Source organism: Neorhizobium sp. T25_13, assembly GCF_002968675.1.
GTDB classification, from domain to species: Bacteria; Pseudomonadota; Alphaproteobacteria; order Rhizobiales; family Rhizobiaceae; genus Neorhizobium; species Neorhizobium tomejilense.
The window spans coordinates 140,342-157,648 of record NZ_PVBI01000003.1; the positions used below are offsets into that span (position 1 = coordinate 140,342).

A 17,307-nucleotide genomic window follows, 5' to 3' on the forward strand; every position below is an offset into this window, starting at 1 on the left:
CGAGAATCCGCCGAGAGCGGCACGGGATGTGCCGTTTCTCGTCGCGGGTTCTCAACGGTAGACCGAAGGATCAGAGCTTCCTTGCGGAAGGGGCCGTGCTTACCATATCCGGCCCTGCCTTTTTCGACCGATGAGCTTTAACACAAGCCGGCTTGGGCGCTCAAGCCCTCAGAACAACCCCTCCACGAACCCATCCTCGTTCAGAAAGATGCGCTCCGCAGACGGCACGCGCGGCAGGCCGGGCATGGTCATGATCTCGCCGGTGATCGCGACGACGAAACCGGCGCCGGCGGAAAGCCGCACTTCGCGCACATGCACGATATGGCCCTCCGGCGCGCCGCGCACCGCGGGATCCGTCGAGAAGGAATATTGCGTCTTGGCGATGCAGATCGGCAGGTCGCCGTAACCCTGTTCCTCCCAGGCCTTCAGCTGGTCGCGCACGCCCCGGTCGGTGGTGACTTCGCCGGCGTGATAGATCTTCGAGGCGATGATCTCGATCTTTTCGAGGAGCGGCAGGTGATCGGGATAGAGCGGCTGGAATTTTGCCTGCCCGCCCTCGGCAAGCTCGACCACCTTGAGGGCAAGCTCCTCGATGCCGGCGGACCCTTCCGCCCAATGCCGGCAGACGATGCCGTCCGCGCCGTGCCGCGCCGCGTAGTCCTTGATGGCGGCGATCTCATCCTCCGTATCCGAAGTGAAATGATTGATGGCGACGACCACCGGCACGCCGAATTTCCGCACATTGGCGATATGGCGGCCGAGATTGGCAGCACCCCGCTTCAGCGCCTCGACATTCTCCTGGCCCAGATCCTCTTTTCTCACCCCGCCGTTCATCTTCAATGCCCGCACGGTGGCGACGATGACGGCCGCATCCGGCTTCAGCCCCGCCTTGCGGCACTTGATGTCGAAGAATTTTTCGGCGCCGAGATCGGCCCCGAAACCCGCTTCCGTCACCACATAGTCGCCGAGCTTCAGCGCCGTGCGTGTGGCGATCACCGAATTGCAGCCATGGGCGATATTGGCGAACGGCCCGCCATGCACGAAGGCCGGATTGTTTTCGAGCGTCTGCACCAGGTTCGGCTGCATCGCGTCCTTCAACAGCACCGTCATCGCCTTGTCGGCCTTGAGGTCGCGGGCAAACACCGGCGAGCGGTCGAACCTGTAGCCGATGACGATGTCGCCGAGCCGCCTTTCGAGGTCCTTGAGGTCGGCCGCCAGGCACAGGATCGCCATCACTTCCGAGGCGACGGTGATATCGAAGCCGCTCTCGCGCGGAAAACCGTTGGCGACGCCGCCGAGCGATACGACCGTCTGGCGCAGCGCCCGGTCGTTCATGTCCATCACCCGCCGCCAGCTGATCCGCCGGGTATCCATGTTCTCGGCATTGCCCCAGTAGATATGGTTGTCGATCATCGTCGACAGCAGGTTGTGGGCGGACGTGATGGCGTGGAAGTCGCCGGTGAAATGCAGGTTGATGTCTTCCATCGGAATGACCTGCGCATACCCACCGCCGGCCGCTCCACCCTTGACCCCGAAACACGGCCCGAGCGACGGCTCGCGCACGCAGATCACCGCCCTCTTTCCGATCCGGTTCAGCCCGTCGCCGAGGCCCACGGTAGTGGTCGTCTTCCCCTCGCCCGCCGGCGTCGGGTTGATGGCGGTCACGAGGATCAGCTTGCCGTCCTTCTTTCCCGAAAGCGACGCGATAAACTCCGCCCCGACTTTCGCCTTGTCGTGGCCATAGGGAGCGAGCGCTTCAACGGGGATGCCGAGCTTCGCGCCGATCTCCGCGATCGGCTTCTTCTTCGCGGCACGGGCGATTTCGATGTCGGATCTGACCTCTGCCATAGCTTCGCTCCCCCAAGTGCTTTCGGATCAAACATGTCCTTGCGGTTATGGTTAGCGAAGGAAAGGCTATGTGAATAGCCGCAACCGGATAGCCGCCGGGAGCGTGCACAAGGAAAAGGGCCGCGCGATCGCTCGCACCGCCCTTCTCAGGCGCCCCCGCCCCTTTATCTGGATCAGAACCGCTGGGTCAGCGAGAGTTTGAAGGTGCGGCCTGGCTCGGAGTAGTAGTCGCGCGGTTGTGTCGTGGCGCTCGTTAGATTGACGCTTCGGACGCTGAGAGCGTTGTAGTAGGTCTGATCGAAGATATTGTAGACGCCTGCCTGGATACGCAGACCCTTGACCTGTTCCGGCTCCCACCAGCCGGCGAGATTCGCTATGCCGTAGCCGGGGGCGTCAAACGTGCTCGCGTTTCCGTCATCGTACATGCCCGTCGCGAAAATGCCGGTCAAATCGGCGCCCCACGTTTCCTGCGCATACCCGACACCGACTATGGCCTTGAACGGCGCTACGGTGCGGATCAGCTCCTTGGTGTCGCTGTCCTCGCCGTAAGCATAGGCAAGTGAGCCGCTGACATGGAACCCGTTTGCCAGTTCCTTACGCGCGCTGATTTCAAGACCAGATATCCGAACATTGGCACGATTGCGGAACCGTTCGGTGAAGTTTGTTCCCGCCAACCCTGGGACGATCGTCTCGACGTCGATGAAGTTCTTGTAGCGGTTATGGAACAATGTCAGCTTGGCTTCCAAGTCATTGGTATTATAAGCCGCGCCAATTTCGAAGCCATGAGATGTTTCCGGCTTGAGATCGGGGTTACCGATATGGGCGTAATTGGCTGGACCGGTGTTCGTGAAGTTGACGTAGAGTTCGTTGATTGTCGGCGCGCGAAAGCCCATAGCCCACTGCGCGAAGATCTGGATTTCCGGTGTCAAATCATAGGTTGCGAGCAGTTTGGGGGACAGTCGCATGCCATCCTGACCAGACGGCAGGCCGAACGCCGGGATGCCCGTATTATTGCTGAAGGCCGCAGACTCCTGCGGGTCGTACTTGTACCAGTCGAACCGTACACCGGGTGTCAGGGCAAACCCGGTATCGCCGAGCTTCATCTCATCTTCAAGATAGAGGCCGATCTTGCTCCCGTCGACATCAGGCATATCCGCCTGCGATATGGTAACCGCGCTGGGTGGATTTACCGTCACAAAACCCTTCGTATTGGAAATGGAGGCAAGACCGCCGAAGCGAAGTTCATGATCGAGATAACCGGTGTCGAAACGGGAGATGAGACCACCGGTGACACCGAATGAGCCTTCCTCCATTTCATTGGAGCGCTGATAAATCGTCGCGCCGTTATTGCGCGTACCGTCAGAACCGGATTCCTTGGTGAGACGCTGCCAGTAAAGCGTCAGCGATGCTGCGTCGATCAGGCTATCGGCATCGGGAGCTTCGAACAAATAGTCGATGGAGACACGCTCACGCCGCGTATTGTCGAAGCCATCATAATCGCCTAAAGTATATGCTGGCGTTCCTGTGCCTTGGATAGTTTTCAGGTCGGTATCGTTTTGAATATCAAAGCGCTCAGCCGTAACTCCGATCCGGTGGCCACCCTCGATATCCTGCCTTACCTTGAACAACAGATTGTTCTGATCAAAATCAGTTGGGTTTGGCTCGCTGCGAGCGGAGCCTATTCCGCCGACGTCACCATTGCTCTTCCTTTCATGTCCCTTCTTCAATCCACCTTGAAAGAGGATAGAAGTGTTCTCGATCTTCTTTGCGACTGCAACGGAGCCACCAAAGCTATCGTTGTTGCCGTCATAGGTAAGCTTGGCGACACCGCCCCAGTCCCGCCCCTCTTCTATCACGTCCTCAGGCTCCAGCGTGCGCAGAACGAGAGCTCCGCCGAGCGCGCCATTGCCGATACGGCTGGAATCCGCACCCCGCACAACGTCCACCGACGAGAGCGACGAAAAATCGTAGCTGTCGTTGCCATCGCTGATGCCCGTCGTCGGAGACTGAGAGCCGGTGCGCGCATCGTTGCTCATGAAAGGGATCGGAATATTGTCGATCAAGGTAACGACGCGCGGACCACCGAGTCCGCGGATGAACATTCCTCCGGCGACCCCCGGACGACTTTCAACAAAATCAACGCCGGGCTCGGTTGTGTTTCCCAGATCCTTGACGGAGCCGATATCCTTCTTGGCGATCTCTTCCGCCGTCGTCGTGCTCGCCAGTGGCGTGTTGCCGGCAGGATCGCCCGCCTTCACCCGTTTCCCCTTCAGCACGATCGGCTTCAGCGTCGTGTCCGTCTGGGGCTGGGTAGCCTGCTGGGCGGTCGCGCCGCAGGCGAGGGAAAACACCGCGAGCGCGGTGCAGGTGGCAAGGGTGGATCGCAGACGCCGGGTGACCATGACTGTCCTTTCAACAGGGCACGCGAAACCGTCGGCGCGCGCGAACGCACCGGAAAGGCGGCGGCCCTTTTTCAATTCTGGCAAGAATGTGGCGGGAGGCAGGAAATGCCTTATTCATGCCATTAGAAAACATGAGTGTTATTGTCAATTATTAAAACATGACTCTAATGATCATATTTATGCGAGCCCGATCCGATGGCAAAAATACAACAGGCGGAATGCAAGAAGGCCCGGATCGCTCCGAGCCTTTTGGTTCTGGGTAGTCGTGCAGGCCTCGGGGCTAGACGCGGAGTCCCCTGAAAAGCAGCCGCCTCCCGGCGCCTCGCTTGGGCTCGGCGCGTTCGACGCTCAAAACGCTCCACTGGAGCGTTTTGACGGCTAGGCCGTCGCGTCTCACCCCTCCCCGATTGCGATCAGGCTGGCGTTGCCGCCGGCGGCGGCGGTGTTGACGGAGATCACCTGCTCTTCGGCAAACCGCATCAGATAGGCCGGGCCGCCAGCCTTGAAGCCGGTGCCGGAAAGGCCGGAGCCGCCGAAGGGTTGGGTGCCGACCACGGCGCCGATCATGTTGCGGTTGACATAGACATTGCCGGTATCGAGCGCCTCCGTCACCTTGCGGATCGTCGCCTCGATGCGGCTGTGGATGCCGAGCGTCAGGCCGTAGCCTGTCGCGTCGATCGCCGAAAGCACCTTGTCGAACTCCTTCGCTTTCCAGCGCACCACATGCAGGACCGGCCCGAACACTTCCTTGGTCAGTACCGCGGCGCTGTCGAGTTCGATGATGTGGGGGGCGAAGAAATTGCCGGTCGTGGGTGCGCCTCCGGCATACCGTATCTTCTGTTTTCTGGCCCGCATGTCCGAGATGTGGTCGGCCAGCGTTTTTTTCTGGTTCTCGTCGATGATCGGCCCGACATCGGTATTCTGTTTTGCCGGATCGCCGAGATTGAGTTCGGCCGCCGCCCCTTCGATCATCTTCAGCATGCCGTCGGCGACATCCTCCTGCAGGAAGAGGATGCGCAGTGCCGAGCAGCGCTGGCCCGCCGAGCGGAAGGCGGAAACGACGACATCGTCCGCCACCTGTTCCGAAAGCGCCGTCGCATCGACGATCATCGCGTTGATGCCGCCGGTCTCTGCGATAAAGGGCACGATCGGCCCATCCTTGGCAGCCAGCGCCCGGTTGATCGCATGCGCCGTCTTCGTGGAACCGGTGAAGGCGATGCCAGCGAGCTTCGGATGCGCGGTGATCGCCGAGCCGACATCCGGGCCACCCGGCACCAGCGCCAGCACTTCGGTCGGAACCCCTGCCTGGTGAAACAGCTTGATGGCCTCATGGGCGATCAGCGGCGTCTGCGGCGCCGGCTTGGCGACAACCGTATTGCCGGCCACCAGTGCCGCCGAAATCTGCCCGAGGAAGATTGCCAGCGGGAAATTCCACGGCGAAATGCACCCGAACACGCCGCGGCCGCGCCAAAAATGGCGGTTGTCCTCGCCGGTCGGTCCCGGCATCGTCGTGGGCATGGCGAACAGCTCCCGACCCTTGTCTGCGTAATAGCGGCAGAAATCCACCGCCTCGCGGATTTCTGCAATCCCGTCGTCCAGCGTCTTGCCAGCCTCGGCGGCAAGCAGCGCCAGCAGCCGATCGCGGTTTTCCTCCATCAGCCCGGCGGCCCGCTCCAGGCAGGCAGCGCGGATTTCCACCGGCTGGCGCGACCAGGCCCGAAACGCCTTGGCCGCAGCAGTGAAGGCGGCATCCACATCTGCCGGCGTCGCGTCACGCACGGTGCCGACGATTTTCGACCGGTCGGAAGGAGACCGCACGGGCTTTTCTTCTGCCTTGGAGGCGACGCCCGCCACCAACGGCCCCGCCTTCACCTCACCCCACGGCTTGGAAACGCTGGCCATCAGCCTTTCGAGCTCGACCCGGTGGCCGAATTCGAAACCGGCGCTGTTCTTGCGGCGACCATAGATGTCCGAGGGAAGCGGGATCTGCTTGTGCCGGGCGCTGATGCCGTCGTCGAGGCCGAGCCGCGCCGATGGCCGTTCCAGCAGCTTTTCGACCGGTACCTGTTTGTCGCCCGCAACCGCCACGAAGGAGGAGTTGGCGCCGTTTTCGAGAAGCCGGCGGACGAGGTAGGCGAGCAGGTCGCGATAACCGCCGACCGGCGCATAGATGCGGCAGGCGATCCGGTCGTTGCTTTCGAGCAGGTCGTCGTAAAGCGCCTCGCCCATTCCGTGCAGCCGCTGGAATTCGAAGCCGGTGCGGTCAGGGCCGGCGAGTTCCAGGATGGTCGAGACGGTCAGCGCGTTATGGGTCGCAAATTGCGGAAAGATCCGCGCCCGCTTGGCGAGAAGCTGCTGGGCGCAGGCGAGATAGGCAAGATCCGTCGCCGGCTTGCGGGTCCAGACCGGATAGTCCTCGATCCCCCGCTCCTGCGCCCGCTTCACCTCGGTGTCCCAATAGGCGCCCTTGACGAGCCGCACCATCATCCGCCGGCCATGCGTGGTGCAAAGCTGGTCGATATAGTCGATCACCTGAGGCGCCCGCTTCTGATAGGCCTGGATCGCCAGGCCGAACCCGTCCCAGCCGGAAAGCGACGGGTCGGAGAAGGTAGCGGCAATCACGTCGAGCGACAGTTCCAGCCGGTCGGCTTCTTCCGCATCGACGGTGAAGTTGAGCTGGTGTTCCTTCGCCATCCGGGCGAGGTCGAGAAGGTCGGGCACCAGTTCGGCCATCACCCGGTCATGATGGGTGGCGAGATAGCGCGGATGCAGCGCCGAAAGCTTGACGGAAATGCCCATCCGGTCGGGAAGCTGCCTGCCCTTGCCATGCTTTTTCATATGCGCGCCGATCGACTGGATCGCGTCGGCATAGGAGCGGAAATAACGCCTGGCATCTTCAGCCGTGCGGGCGCCCTCGCCCAGCATGTCGAAGGAATGGCGATAGCCTTTCTCCTCGCTCTTGGCGGCGCGCACCAGCGCATCCTTCATCGTCTCGCCGAGCACGAAATGGTGGCCGAGGAAACGCATCGCCTGCTTGGTGGCGGTGCGCACGGTCGGCAGGCCGACGCGCTTGACGAGGCCGCGGAGGATTCCCTCGGGCGTCTCGCCCGGGCCGATGACGCGCGCCGAAACGGCAAGCGCCCAGGCGGAGGCCGACACGAACCAGCTTTCGCCGGAGGCCTCATGGGTGCTCCAGCCACCTTCGCGCAGCTTGTCCTCGATCAGCCGGTCCTGGGTCAGGGCATCGGGCACGCGGAGCAGCGCCTCGGCAAGCACCATCAGCGCCAGCCCTTCCCGGGTCGAAAGCCCGTATTCGCGCAAAAAGTCCTCGACGCCACCGACCTTGCCGGCCCCGTCGCGGATGGCATTGACCATCCGACGCGCCCGCTGGTCGATCGCCGCGTCCTGCGCCGACGTGAAGCTGGTGCGGGCGGCGAACTGCCGGATCAGCCGATCGTCGTCACCGGCATAGGGCGCATTGAAGGGAATGAAGGGCTCGGTCAGAATCTGGCTCATACGCATCTCCGTTTCATTCTCTCCATAGCGGGAATTTCCTGGTGATTTCAGCGGATTTTTATGGCATTAACGAAGCATCTCACGGCAACTCTGGCAAAATGTAGCGAAACATGAAGGACATCGACCGTCTCGACCGAAAAATCCTCCGCGCGCTCCAGAAAGAGGGGCGCCTGAGCAATCTCGAACTCGCCGATCGCGTCTCGCTTTCACCCACGGCGACCGCCGAACGGGTCAAGCGGCTGACCCGCGAAGGATACATCACCGGTTATAGCGCTTTGCTGTCGCCGGAGAAGCTCGGGCGCAATCTGCTCGTCTTCGTGCAGGTCAAGCTCGACCGCACCACGCCCGACGTTTTCGATGCCTTCGCCGCCGCGGTGAAGCGCAGCGACGATGTGATGGAATGCCACATGGTGGCAGGCGGGTTCGATTATCTGGTGAAGGCGCGGGTCGCCGGAATGGAGGCCTATCGGCAGTTCCTCTCGGAGGTGATTCTCCCGCTTCCGGGGGTCAGGGAAACCCACACCTATGCCGTCATGGAGGAAATTAAGGGAACCGGATATATCCCCGTATAAATCTTGAGCCGGTAACTCCATGAATTCATGGAAATAAAGTGAGCCTGTATCGGAAAATGTGCCAATTTCTGCTGCAGCGCAGGAAATTTCGCTGGCTATTCAAATCGATTTGTATATTTGTTAACGATCACATAACTCACCTGTCTGCTCGCCCGCATGATCACTTTGGAACGGCAATCGATTCTGAACAGCGAGATTTCCGCAGCGGATTCGCGGGTGGAAATATTTGCTGCTCTGAAGCGCGTTGCCCACGAGTTCGGGTTTCGCCACATCACGCTTTTCGCCGCCACCAGAGCGGATGAGACGCTTTTGTCGAGGATGATCGTCGAGACGACACTGCCGGTAAGCTATGTCCAGGAATTTGACCGCCGGCGCCTTCTGAAGCTTTGTCCGGTTGCGCCGATCATCTCGAAATCCGCCCTTCCCTACTGTTGGTCGATCGACGATCCCGAAAGCGTGCGCGGTTTCCCGGTTCCGGTCGAGACGGACGAATTGCAGCGCCGCTACGACATCATCACCAGCGTCGCGATGGCGTTACATTCGATCGATGGCGGCCGTTTCATGCTGCGCTTCGACGGCGTCCGGCATCGGCTGAGCCAGGTGGAGCTCAACGAGATCGGCATGATCGTGCTGCATGCCTTCGATGTCTTCGACAAGATCCGCCGCAGTGCCAGGACCGGTACCGCAGGACCCCTCACCACCCGCGAGCTGGAGGTCGTCCGCTGGACGGCGCAGGGCAAGACATCCTCGGAAATCGGCCGGATTCTTTCCCTCTCGGATCATACCGTTAACGCATATATGACCAATGCCATAAAGAAACTGGATTGCGTCAACCGCACCCAGTTGGTAGCTAAGGCATTGAGATTGAGACTCATAGTGTAAGGTTGGGGCGTTATCTCCCGGCCTATGGGAGAAAAAGATTGACGTTTTGGGTCGAACACACCGAAAAACGCGTCAATACTCAATACCGGGAAATGGGACTTTCTGCAGACGAGGTGATTGAACTCGCCTCGGCCTTTCGTTTCTACGGTTATTGGCGAATCGATCTGGACACCGGCCACTTCTTCGCGACGGAGGATGTCTGTCGCATCCTCGGCCTGGAGCCGAAGGACGGTCCCCTGAACATGGTCGCCATCATCGCGCGAATCCATCCCGACGATATGCCGCAACTGATGGAAACCTTCGAGCGCGCCAGCGGCGAACGCCTGACCTATCACAACATCTACCGCGTCAAGGCCGATGCCGAGCGCTACAAATACGTTCGCAGCGTCGGCAAGTTCCGCGACAAGCCGGGCACGAGCGGCGAAGTCGTCGGCATGACCTACGAGTTCTTTGCCGAACGTCCAGGCGTGACGTTCTTTCTCGACGAACCCGATCTCCCTAAAACCTGACTCCCTAAAACCCAGCCGGCGCCGGCCGGCTTACCGGTCCAGCACCGAGCGCAATTCCACCAGGTTCGAGCGGACCCGGAGAGTATAGAATCCCATTACCGCCAGATGGCTCGGCATGATCCAGCCGTCTTCGCGGCCGTTGGAAATGATCGCCGGCTGGATGCGCAACGCCGACTTGAACTGCGACAGCGTATCGGTCCAGAGCGGCCCGATATTGCGCTCGCGTATCACCTGGGAGAAATCCGCGCCTGCCGCCGAAAGCACCGCATAATAGCCGTAGAGCTGGCCGTAGGCGAACCAGAAGCGGTCGTCGGCACGCGTGTCGAACCAGCCGGCATTGTAGTTCTCCGAACGCTCGCGCAGGATGGCCGACGTGCCGCCGAGATCGTTGGCGATCCGGTCGATGAACTGGATCAGGTTGTCGGCGCGGCTGTCGAAGGTCGCGTTGCAGGTGGTCAGATCGGTATTGAAGGCCCTCAGCTTGCCGATCGCCGCGCGATAATAGCTTGGGGTCGGGGTCTTCGGCCCGAAGGGGCTGAGCCCGAAATACCAGGAATATTCGTCGAACTGCAGGTTGCCGCGGGCATCCTGGAGATTGTTGTTGATGCTCGACGTTCCGCGCACGCGCCCAAGCGAATCGACGAGTTCCGTCGATGTGCGCCGCACCGCCTGATTGACGCCGCGCTGGAAGGAGGCCTTGTTGTCGAGGAACGGCGTGTGATCCCAGTCGATACCGAAGAACCCCAGCCGATAGAGCAGCATCGAGGAAATCCAGGCATTCTGGTTGACGTTCATGTCGGTGAGATCGGCGGCCGCATCGACGATCGCCGACGACTGGCATTGCCTCGCCCCAGTCGCCGGAGCGGTCGCATTGGCGCTTGCAGGAGCCGTTGCCGGCAATTCCTGGCCTGCCGGCACGTTGCGCTCCGACCAGCGATAGCTGTCGACGAAATTCGGATTGAAATTGGTCCAGACCTGCGTCTGCCAGAAAAAATAGCCGTAGAGCCCGAACATCAGCACCAGGAAGGCGAGGATGGGACCCTTCACCATCCAGTGCCGCTGGCGATACCAGCCGTGTGCGGCCATGAACGGCCAGACGATCCAGGCGATCAACAGCCCTATGCCCCGCCCGACGGCCTGGCCGATCCCTTGAAAGAAGGCGGTAATCCGGTCGAGCATCGCTGTCTCCTTGTGAGGCGGGGTGCATCCGATTTGGCGTGGCACACACATATGTGCTCGGCGTCACAAGCACAACGGGGGCGCAACGTTTCGCCGCAACCGCTGGAAACGGCCGCGTTGCCGATCCTCGGCAGCCCTATTGGGACCGGATGAGCTTGAAGCTGAAAACGGCCGGCAGTCGAAAGCCGCCCGTTGCGCCGTCGGCTTCGGCCGCCTCCCCCGCCGCCTCCGCGGCAAATCGCTCGGCAAATGCCTGATCGGCGCGATGCCGCCGGCGGTCGAGGCCGTGCAATGTCAGCAGCCCGCTTGAGAAGCGCTCCACCTCGGGGGCCAGATGCGGAAACAGGTCAGGCTTCAGGCCTGCATCGCCACGCCCGCTGGCATCGGCGACAATCCGGTAGAGGATGAGAAGGTTTTCAGTATCGGTGATCAGCTTGTGCAGAAGGATGTTGCAGGTGCCTACCCGGGCGTTGAGCCCGGCGACGAAATCCTGGAAGACCGTGATCGCAGGTTCGGTGCGGCCGATCACGTCCAGGCCGGTCATTGCGGCACCGTCCTCGCCGCGCAGCTTTTCGATGATCTCCGGTCGGTGGTCGATGAGCGTCACCAGATCGCCCTCGCTCTCCTTCCGCTGCCCGATCAGGAAGTCGCGCTCCTGCCGCACCAGACCAGCCAGCAGATCGGCACGCCGCAGAAGCTCCGCCAGCCGGTTGAGCGGCACGGGGCTGCGCCAGCGCGCCTGCTGGCGGCGGTGTCTGGCTGCCCCGGAAACGTAGCCGATCAACGTTTCGAAGCGGGTTGGCACCTCGCGATCGTCGAATTCCCGGGCGCAGATGTCGATCTCGGCCGCCAGCCTCGCGACCAACCGGGATGTTGCCGCTTCGACCGCCTGCCGCTCGGGTATCTCGGCCCTCAGCTGCTCGGCTTCCGCAGCCAGCTTCTCCTCATCCGGCAGGGCGAGATCCTGCGCGGTTTCGGCCAGCAGGGACGAGACCGAGCCAAGCGCGTCGCGCATCGCCGCCAAAAGGCCGCTGATCCGCTCGATCTCGCCGTCGAAATTCTTAAAAGCCGCCACGCGCATACTCCCGCCGTCGGAGGAGAAGATAACGCCCCCGCAAAATTATGCCACGCGTCCGGCCTCGATTGCCGGGAAAAATTGGGAAAGTCCGGTAAATCAAAGCCCGAGCTTGGCGATTTCCGCATCAAGGCGGTCCTTTGCCTTTTTCGGCATCTTTGCGCCCTTCACCGCGTCGAGATTGGCCGGAGCGTCGCCGACGACGATCATCGCGACCATGCCCATGCCAAAATGCGGCGTGCATTTGAAGACGTAGGCGCCCGCCTTGTCGGCCGTGAACGAAATTTCCTGGCTGATCTTGCCTTTGATTTCAGCGACGCCTTCCGGCACGAGGCCGGGCATCGAAACGGCGTCATGCCCCTTGTCGACCGGAACGAACCTGATCGTATCGCCCGGCTGCGCCTTCACGGCCGCCGGCTCGAACACCATGGCCTCGCCGTCGCTGCCCTTGTTGAGCATCTTCACCTCGATTTCGGCGCTGAACGCCGGCAGGGCGAACAGGGCGAGGCTGGTGGCCAGGCTAAAGGTCTTGGTGGTCTTGCGCATGCGGCGAACTCCTGCTGGGAACCACCGCCCGGTCGAGCCGGGACGTTTCGGATGTGATACCTAGACATGTTTTCCAGCCGCAGACTTTGACCAGAATCAATTTCGCCGCGTCGCCGCCGGTTTCCGCTCCGTACGGTGAACGGCGGCTTAAAATCTGGGCATCACTCGCAACGCATCTGATCTTCCCAGTGCCGCCGGCAGAGCGAAACGTATTTCTCGTTGCCGCCGACATCCACTTGGGCGCCTTCGCGCACCAGCTTGCCGTCCTCGTCGAGCCTCACCACCATGGTCGCCTTGCGCCCGCAATGGCAGATGGTGCGCACCTCGCGCAGCTCGTCGGCGATCGCCAGCAGCTCCAGCGAGCCGGGAAACAGCTTGCCCTGGAAATCGGTCCTCAAGCCATAGGTCATTACCGGGATGCCGACCCGGTCGGAGATCCGTGCGAGCTGCCAGACCTGTTCGGGCGACAGGAACTGCGCCTCGTCGACGAACACGCAGGCGACCGGCTCCTCCGCATGCATCGCCTCGATGTCCGAAAAGAGGTCGTCGGACGGCCCGAAGGGGATGGCATCGGAGGAGAGCCCGATCCGCGAGGCGACCCGGCCCTGGCCGGCCCGGTCGTCCAGCGATGCGGTGAAGATCGCGGTGCGCATGCCGCGCTCGCGGTAGTTATAGGATGCCTGCAGAAGCATCGTCGACTTGCCGGCATTCATGGTGGCGTAATGGAAATAGAGCTTGGCCATATCTGCCTTCTGATCGCGATCGGGATTCGGGAAAAGCCGTCTTTGCCGAAAACCACAGGAAACTGTAGACTGCGCAATGCTGGGGGAGAAAGTCATAAATGTCGCAAATGCCCCCCCTTCTCCGCCGCGAATGCGCGCGCTTGCCTCGGCGCAGCATATATTGATAATGGCGGGAACCATAAAAACGGGAGCAGCCCATGCGCATGACTACCTCATTGAAGACCACGCTCGCCGCCGCCGTATCGATCCTCGCGATCGTCGGCACCGCATCCGCCGCCGAACCGGAAGCCTGCAAGACCGTCCGGATTTCGGATGTGGGCTGGACGGACCTCGCCTCGACCAACGCCTCGTTCATCCAGGTTCTCGAAGCGCTCGGCTACAAGGCCGACGTCAAGACCCTCGGTGTTCCGGTCACCTATTCTTCCATGAAGAACAAGGATATCGACATCTTCCTCGGCAACTGGATGCCGGCCCAGCAGGGCGCCATCCAGCCCTATCTCGACGACAAGTCGATCGAGAGCATCGCCGTCAACCTCGAAGGCGCCAAGTACACGCTCGGCACCAATGCCGCCGGCGCCAAGCTCGGCATCAAGGACTTCAAGGACGTCGCCACCCATAAGAAGGAACTCGACGGCAAGGTTTACGGCATCGAGCCCGGCAACGAAGGCAACGGCATGATCGTGTCGCTGATCGAAGCCAACACCTTCGGCCTCAAGGGCTTCGAGGTCGTCGAATCCTCCGAGCAGGGCATGCTGACCCAGGTCACCCGCGCGGACAAGGAAGGCAAGCCGATCGTCTTCCTCGCCTGGGCGCCGCATCCGATGAACGTTGCCCATCAGATCACCTATCTCGCCGGCGGCGACGCCACCGTCTTCGGTCCGAACTATGGCGGTGCGACGGTCTATACCGTGGCGCGCGGCGGTTATGCCGCCCAATGCCCGAACGTCGGAAAACTCCTCAAGAACGTGAAGTTCTCGCTCGACATGGAAAACACCATCATGGGCAAGATCCTCAATGACGGCGAGGACGCCGACGACGCTGCCAAGGTTTGGCTGAAGGCCAATCCGAAGGTCATCGAGCCCTGGGTTGCCGGCGTCACCACCTATGACGGCAAGGACGGCCTCGCCGCTGTCAAGAAGGCACTCGGTCTCTAACAGTCCTGAAAATGTTTCCGGGGCGGCGGATCGCCTGCCCCGGAGCCCGCCCTTTCTCTCCCTATGGACGGCAGTTTTCTCGTGGATTGGATCGCAGATCATCGAATACCTATAGGTTCCTGGGCGAAGGCGGTCGTTGACTGGTTGACGGCGAATGCCGACTGGTTCTTCGACTGGCTTTCTTCCGTTCTCCTGGGAGTGATCAACGGCCTTTTGTGGTGTCTTGCGACGCCGCATCCGCTGTTCGTCATGGCCGCCATGGCAGGGCTTTCCTGGTGGCTGCGCCGTTCCCTCGTACTGGTGGCCTTCACCTTCCTCGGCCTGCTCCTGATCTTCAACCAGGGCTACTGGAAGGAAACCACCGAAACCCTGGCGCTGGTGCTCGCCTCGACGGCCGTCAGCATGGTGGTCGGGGTGCCGCTCGGCATCGCCGCTGCCCGCCGCCAATGGTTTTACGAAGCCATGCGGCCGGTCCTCGATCTGATGCAGACGCTGCCGAGCTTCGTCTATCTCATCCCGGCGCTGATCCTCTTCGGCCTCGGCATGGTTCCGGGCCTGATTGCCACCGTCATCTTTGCGATCCCGGCACCGATCCGCCTCACGCGCCTCGGCATCGTCTCGACCCCGAGTTCGCTGCGGGAAGCGGCCGTCGCCTTCGGCGCCACTCCGTCGCAGATCCTGCGCAAGGTGGAACTGCCCTTTGCCATGCCGCAGATCATGGCCGGCCTCACCCAGACGATCATGCTGTCGCTGTCGATGGTCGTCATCGCGGCGCTGGTCGGCGCCAACGGCCTCGGCGTGCCGGTGCTCCGGGCGCTGAATACCGTGAACGTCGCCCGCGGCTTCGATTCCGGTCTCTGCATCGTCATCCTGGCGATCATCCTCGACCGCATGTTCCGCACGTCGACGGGAGACGGCCAATGACAGCCCAGACAACCGATTGCGTCGTCTTCGACAATGTCGACATCGTCTTCGGCGACAAGCCGGAACGGGCGCTGGCCATGGTCGACCAAGGCAAGACCCGCGACGAGATCAGTGCCGCGACCGGCATCGTCATGGGTGTCGCCAGCGCCTCGCTTACCATCCACGAGGGCGAAATCCTCGTGCTGATGGGCCTCTCCGGTTCGGGCAAGTCGACGCTGCTGCGCGCCGTCAACGGGCTCGCCCCCGTGGTGCGCGGCAATGTCAGCGTCGCGACCCCATCGGGTCCGGTCGATCCCTACAAGTCGAGCCCGAAGGTGCTGCGCGACCTGCGCATGCACACCGTCTCGATGGTCTTCCAGCAGTTCGGGCTTCTCCCCTGGCGCACGGTCGCGGAAAATGTCGGTTTCGGCCTTGAGCTCGCCGGCGTTCCGGATGCCGAGCGTGCGAAGCAGGTCAACGAACAGCTCGAACTGGTCAACCTGACCAAATGGGCCGGCCGCAAGGTCGGCGAGCTGTCCGGCGGCATGCAGCAGCGCGTCGGCCTTGCTCGCGCCTTTGCCACCGGCGCTCCGATCCTGTTGATGGACGAGCCCTTCTCGGCACTCGATCCGTTGATCAGAACCCGGCTGCAGGACGAGCTTCTCGAATTCCAGCGACGGTTGAAGAAGACCATCCTTTTCGTCAGCCACGATCTCGATGAAGCGTTCCGGATCGGCAACCGAATCGCCATCATGGAGGGCGGACACATCATCCAGTGCGGCACGCCGCAGGAGATCGTCCGTGCGCCTGCCGACCAGTACGTCGCCGATTTCGTGCAGCACCTCAACCCGATCAGCATGCTGACCGCCGGTGATGTGATGCGGACCGGGGTAAGCCCTGTGGCAGGCGCCACGGCCGTCTCCGCCACCGCGCTGCCGACGACGCCGCTCGTCGATATCCTGGATGCGCTGTCGCGTCAGCCGGGCGCCATCGGGGTGGTCGACAACGGCACGATCATCGGCAGCATTTCCTCCGATGACGTGATTGCCGGCCTCACCCGCCATCGCCGCCGCGACGCCTAATAAGCCGAGCCACGAAGTCACCTTTCGTTTCGCCGCGCCGGATGCTATGCCGACGCCGAATGCGGCTGCCTCGCGGCGGACGAACAGGAGATCGACGAATTGGCCGACGAACGGCAGACCGACAAGCCGCAGGTGCTGCGCGATACGGATGACGACGCCCGCCGGCTTGCCCGCACGCTGGTGCGCGGCGCGCGTTACATGGCGCTGGCGGTCCTCGATCCGGAGACCGGCTTCCCCTCCGCCAGCCGCGCGCTCACCGGTACCGATGTCGACGGCGTGCCGGTCATCCTCGTCTCAGGCCTCTCCGGCCATACGAAGGGCCTGGTCGCCGATCCGCGCTGCTCGCTTCTGGCCGGCGAGCCCGGCAAGGGCGATCCGCTCGCCCATCCCCGGATCACCGTCCAGTGCCTTGCCGAGGGCGTCGTGCGCGATACGCCCGGACATGCGCGCGTTCGCCAGCGTTTTCTGGATCGCCATCCCAAGGCTGCATTGTATGCAGATTTCGGTGATTTCCGGTTTTTTCGAATCACCCCGCAGGCAGCCTCCTTGAATGGAGGATTCGGCCGTGCATACATGCTGACCGGATCGGACCTGGTGATTCCCGAGCCGGGGACGACAGCGGAATGGCTGGACCTGCAAGAAAAGTTAAAAAATATTCCGGAGCAAGCGCAAAAAGTTGCCGCTCGTCTCGGCACGGAAAACGGGAAAAACTGGCGCTTCGGAGGAGTTGACCGAGCTGGAATCGACCTTATCGCGGGAGATTTTCAACTCAGGCACGAATTCGACTTTCTTGCGGAGTCTCCCCAGGCCGTTCTTGATTATGTTTTTGAGATCGCTAACATACGATAACTGGTTACCTGAAATTTAGGGATATACAATCCCTTTTGCTCCTTGCT

At 61.8% G+C, this 17,307-nt stretch carries 14 protein-coding genes; 7 read left to right on the plus strand and 7 right to left on the minus strand.

The window, feature by feature from the left end:
- Positions 1-168: 168 nt before the first annotated feature.
- The 3 genes from C5J22_RS07660 to putA form a co-directional block, all read right to left on the minus strand.
- Positions 169-1,848 (minus strand): formate--tetrahydrofolate ligase, encoded by a 1,680-nt coding sequence (locus C5J22_RS07660; RefSeq protein ID WP_105437775.1) that lies wholly within the window; start codon positions 1,846-1,848, stop codon positions 169-171.
- Between the two features lie 173 nt (positions 1,849-2,021).
- The gene (locus C5J22_RS07665) at positions 2,022-4,250 is read right to left on the minus strand and encodes a TonB-dependent hemoglobin/transferrin/lactoferrin family receptor (protein ID WP_105437776.1); all 2,229 of its coding nucleotides are present in this window, start codon (positions 4,248-4,250) and stop codon (positions 2,022-2,024) included.
- A gap of 393 nt (positions 4,251-4,643) precedes the next feature.
- Positions 4,644-7,766: a bifunctional proline dehydrogenase/L-glutamate gamma-semialdehyde dehydrogenase PutA gene (gene putA / locus C5J22_RS07670; RefSeq protein ID WP_105437777.1), complete on the minus strand. Its 3,123-nt coding sequence runs from the start codon at positions 7,764-7,766 to the stop codon at positions 4,644-4,646.
- Between the two features lie 110 nt (positions 7,767-7,876).
- Between putA and C5J22_RS07675 the strand changes: the two genes are divergently transcribed.
- The 3 genes from C5J22_RS07675 (at position 7,877) to C5J22_RS07685 (ending at position 9,729) form a co-directional block, all read left to right on the plus strand.
- Positions 7,877-8,338, plus strand: a complete 462-nt coding sequence (locus C5J22_RS07675) for an Lrp/AsnC ligand binding domain-containing protein (RefSeq protein ID WP_038544317.1) — start codon at positions 7,877-7,879, stop codon at positions 8,336-8,338.
- A gap of 216 nt (positions 8,339-8,554) precedes the next feature.
- On the plus strand, positions 8,555-9,220 hold the full coding sequence (locus C5J22_RS07680; protein WP_245440320.1) for a LuxR family transcriptional regulator: 666 nt from the start codon (positions 8,555-8,557) through the stop codon (positions 9,218-9,220).
- A gap of 38 nt (positions 9,221-9,258) precedes the next feature.
- On the plus strand, positions 9,259-9,729 hold the full coding sequence (locus tag C5J22_RS07685; protein ID WP_105437779.1) for a PAS domain-containing protein: 471 nt from the start codon (positions 9,259-9,261) through the stop codon (positions 9,727-9,729).
- A 30-nt stretch (positions 9,730-9,759) separates the two neighbouring features.
- On the opposite strand, the gene C5J22_RS07690 is transcribed toward C5J22_RS07685, so the two are convergent.
- From C5J22_RS07690 to C5J22_RS07705, 4 genes are all read right to left on the minus strand, one after another.
- A complete protein-coding gene (locus C5J22_RS07690) occupies positions 9,760-10,908 on the minus strand; it encodes a DUF2333 family protein (RefSeq protein WP_046666565.1) in 1,149 nt (382 codons plus the stop codon).
- A 136-nt stretch (positions 10,909-11,044) separates the two neighbouring features.
- Positions 11,045-11,983: a hypothetical protein gene (locus C5J22_RS07695; protein WP_172746562.1), complete on the minus strand. Its 939-nt coding sequence runs from the start codon at positions 11,981-11,983 to the stop codon at positions 11,045-11,047.
- Positions 11,984-12,082: 99 nt separating this feature from the next.
- The gene (locus tag C5J22_RS07700; RefSeq protein WP_105437781.1) at positions 12,083-12,529 is read right to left on the minus strand and encodes a pseudoazurin; all 447 of its coding nucleotides are present in this window, start codon (positions 12,527-12,529) and stop codon (positions 12,083-12,085) included.
- A 161-nt stretch (positions 12,530-12,690) separates the two neighbouring features.
- On the minus strand, positions 12,691-13,272 hold the full coding sequence (locus C5J22_RS07705) for a thymidine kinase (protein ID WP_105437782.1): 582 nt from the start codon (positions 13,270-13,272) through the stop codon (positions 12,691-12,693).
- Positions 13,273-13,469: 197 nt separating this feature from the next.
- On the opposite strand from C5J22_RS07705, the gene C5J22_RS07710 reads away from it, so the two are divergent.
- From C5J22_RS07710 to C5J22_RS07725, 4 genes are all read left to right on the plus strand, one after another.
- Positions 13,470-14,426 (plus strand): choline ABC transporter substrate-binding protein, encoded by a 957-nt coding sequence (locus C5J22_RS07710; protein ID WP_105437783.1) that lies wholly within the window; start codon positions 13,470-13,472, stop codon positions 14,424-14,426.
- 81 nt (positions 14,427-14,507) lie between these two features.
- A complete protein-coding gene (gene choW, locus C5J22_RS07715) occupies positions 14,508-15,350 on the plus strand; it encodes a choline ABC transporter permease subunit (protein WP_105400922.1) in 843 nt (280 codons plus the stop codon).
- Positions 15,347-16,411, plus strand: a complete 1,065-nt coding sequence (choV, locus tag C5J22_RS07720; protein ID WP_105437784.1) for a choline ABC transporter ATP-binding protein — start codon at positions 15,347-15,349, stop codon at positions 16,409-16,411. The genes choW and choV overlap by 4 nt, the downstream gene beginning before the upstream one ends.
- Before the next feature lie 99 nt (positions 16,412-16,510).
- On the plus strand, positions 16,511-17,260 hold the full coding sequence (locus C5J22_RS07725; RefSeq protein ID WP_105437785.1) for a HugZ family protein: 750 nt from the start codon (positions 16,511-16,513) through the stop codon (positions 17,258-17,260).
- Positions 17,261-17,307: the final 47 nt, after the last annotated feature.

Excerpts from the sequence above, each read along its gene's own strand:
- choV (WP_105437784.1), top strand. The coding sequence starts at position 15,347 with ATGACAGCCCAGACAACCGATTGCGTCGTCTTCGACAATGTCGACATC.
- C5J22_RS07705 (WP_105437782.1), bottom strand. The coding sequence starts at position 13,272 with ATGGCCAAGCTCTATTTCCATTACGCCACCATGAATGCCGGCAAGTCG.
- C5J22_RS07675 (WP_038544317.1), top strand. The coding sequence starts at position 7,877 with ATGAAGGACATCGACCGTCTCGACCGAAAAATCCTCCGCGCGCTCCAG.
- C5J22_RS07710 (WP_105437783.1), top strand. The coding sequence starts at position 13,470 with ATGCGCATGACTACCTCATTGAAGACCACGCTCGCCGCCGCCGTATCG.
- C5J22_RS07700 (WP_105437781.1), bottom strand. The coding sequence starts at position 12,529 with ATGCGCAAGACCACCAAGACCTTTAGCCTGGCCACCAGCCTCGCCCTG.
- C5J22_RS07665 (WP_105437776.1), bottom strand. The coding sequence starts at position 4,250 with ATGGTCACCCGGCGTCTGCGATCCACCCTTGCCACCTGCACCGCGCTC.
- C5J22_RS07690 (WP_046666565.1), bottom strand. The coding sequence starts at position 10,908 with ATGCTCGACCGGATTACCGCCTTCTTTCAAGGGATCGGCCAGGCCGTC.
- C5J22_RS07660 (WP_105437775.1), bottom strand. The coding sequence starts at position 1,848 with ATGGCAGAGGTCAGATCCGACATCGAAATCGCCCGTGCCGCGAAGAAG.
- putA (WP_105437777.1), bottom strand. The coding sequence starts at position 7,766 with ATGAGCCAGATTCTGACCGAGCCCTTCATTCCCTTCAATGCGCCCTAT.